Here is a 2,230-nt window from a genome sequence, read left to right as displayed (position 1 = left end):
ACCCTGGGCGATTCAGAGCGTCGGCCCCGCGTTCCAACCAGAGCTCATCATCGAAGTGCTAAACCACGCTGAAGCCATTGCGATGATGGTGATCCAAATTATGGTAATGATTGCTGGAGATTTTGACCCTGACCTCGGGCATGCTGTTCTCGGCGAGCTCAACGAGATCATCCCGGTTGCGAAGAGACCGCAGGAAAGCTGATGGTAGCCGTTGTGGGCGGGAACAGCTCCCAGCTGCAAACGCTCACTGACGTCGCCCTTCCAAGCCAACACAGCATGGGGTGGCAGTGTAAGAAGAGCCGATTTATACCTGCTGGCATCCGGAATGGAAGCGATCCTGCCGCTTCCTAGCGTGAAAGCCAACTACCAGCTGCTAAGCCACGCAGTCGCCATCTCAAGCCAACGCCGCTCTGAGGCGCACCCAATCCCCAATCAATCGCAACATTCCCTTCTGGTCTGTGCGCCTGAGCAGGCAACGCGTGGCCACTGTATGCTCGGGGCTCTGGACTCGCCCATAAAGGACCAAGCATGTTCACACCGGAGCAAACTGAACGCATCAAGGAAGTCCAAGCCATCCTTCTCTTTCCGCTCGATAAGCCCTATCAATTTCTTTCGACAAGCATGCTGGACTGGAACTACACAGCCTTTCAGACGGCATTGACGATCTCATGGCTGATCACAGGGCGGCGCGAAGGACAATGGGTGGAAAATACAGAAGCACTGGCATCTATTTCAGACCAGCTAGACTTCGGTGAGCACGCCGCGGAAGATTTAAGCGTGATGGAGAATTATCTATCCTCTTTGGGGCTGGACGACTACAGAGATGTTTCGCTCCCGAGTGACTGGCCTTCATATAATGAGAATAATGCGTTCGACCCCGACTCGATCTCCCAGCAAGTCTCAGATCTTGCCTCAACACTAATTAATGCCAAGCCTGAGGATACGTTGGAGAATTTGAACGAAGTGCCCCGGCCCCGCTCGCCATGGAGTTCTACACCCGGCAGATAAAGGGCACTTTTGGGTTAACCGGGGGCGTGCTGTGCAACAAAAGTGAGCGCGCCAGCCAAGCTTCCATCTGGGCCATCTCACGGCCATAGTATCGCTCGATATAAGCTTTACCTTCGTCGTTGAGATAGCGCCAGGTTACGGCTGCGCACTCCCAGTGCCCCGTCAGGAGTGCTGCGCGCATTGCGTATGCCGCATTAGGGATCAGAGATCTCTCAAGGATCGCTTGGCTTAGGTGAGCGTCGCCCGTCCTGTTCGTTATAGAAAGGAGCCCTATAAAGGCTCGCTGATCATCCGACTGTGTGGAGAGAGCAACGCGAACCAGGACTCTCGCCGTAGTGCGATGACCCCACGGCAACGCCAGTGCAGCTCCTCTCGAGCAAAATCGAGCGACATCTGGCAGTCCTATGCGAAGCAGCAACAAAGCCAGGCGCGTGTGACCTCTCTCGGCGGCCAAGAGAAACGCGCGCTCCATCCTCCAGGACGTGCTCGCTCGGCCAATAAGCACTTGCACAGCTTCCAGGAAACCGCCCTCGCAGGCCTCGGTGAGCGCTCGATCACAGCGGGCAGCCTCGTGTAACTGATCAAGCATCTCAATAAGCGCCGCGAGGTCACGCCGTTTGACTGCCCGTAGAGGCGTATCGAATTGATGGTTGGCTAGACAGCGAGTCGCGCGCGACCTTAGAGCCTTAGCATGTGTGCCGGAGGTCCGGACGATAGATGGCATACCAACCGTAAGTCCCTCGACGAAAGGCAGACGAGCAGGACTGCAATGGCATTGTTTAAAGACGGTGTAGTTCATGGTGTGCTCCTGCCACCAACCTAGCGCCTGGTCAGTGGCTGTCAACATTCCCTCTCCGTGACAGGAGACGGTTGACGCACCCGCCAGACGCTTACGCCTTGGGCTTGAGTCAGGCTACTTAGGAACGACCGCCAGCCACCGGCCCTAGCGCTTGTTTTGTCTCAAAATCGCAAGACCACCGCCGTAGATCTCGCTCGGCTTGAAGCGCTCCGATTTCAGATTGCCTAACTGCCTTCTTAAGATAGATTACTTAAGGCAAGCGCCCGCCAATTTATTCTGCGTTCATTTTTACGATGTGCGAAATGTCTCGCTTTTCCCGTATTTGTTACTTTTAAACACTACACGCGCATTTATGGTTTGAGTTGGAATGAATCGCCCAGGGTTCCGTAGACACCTCGCAGCCATAAACTATGGCTTAGGCGG

At 55.1% G+C, this 2,230-nt stretch carries 2 protein-coding genes; both read left to right on the top strand.

The features are described from left to right. Positions 1-202 (top strand): hypothetical protein (locus C0R07_RS20005; RefSeq protein ID WP_167390419.1); only part of this gene is annotated, 202 nt, incomplete at its 5' end. A gap of 326 nt (positions 203-528) precedes the next feature. Continuing rightward, positions 529-1,008: a hypothetical protein gene (locus C0R07_RS19835; RefSeq protein WP_146027652.1), complete on the top strand. Its 480-nt coding sequence runs from the start codon at positions 529-531 to the stop codon at positions 1,006-1,008. Positions 1,009-2,230 lie beyond the last annotated feature (1,222 nt).

This window comes from Stenotrophomonas bentonitica (genome assembly GCF_002887735.1).
Taxonomy (GTDB): domain Bacteria; phylum Pseudomonadota; class Gammaproteobacteria; order Xanthomonadales; family Xanthomonadaceae; genus Stenotrophomonas; species Stenotrophomonas bentonitica_A.
Note: the sequence above shows the minus strand (reverse complement) of the source record. Positions and strands in the feature narration are given on the sequence as shown.

What these genes read in the sequence shown, in the direction of transcription:
- C0R07_RS19835 (WP_146027652.1), top strand. Translation starts at nt 529, where the DNA reads ATGTTCACACCGGAGCAAACTGAACGCATCAAGGAAGTCCAAGCCATC.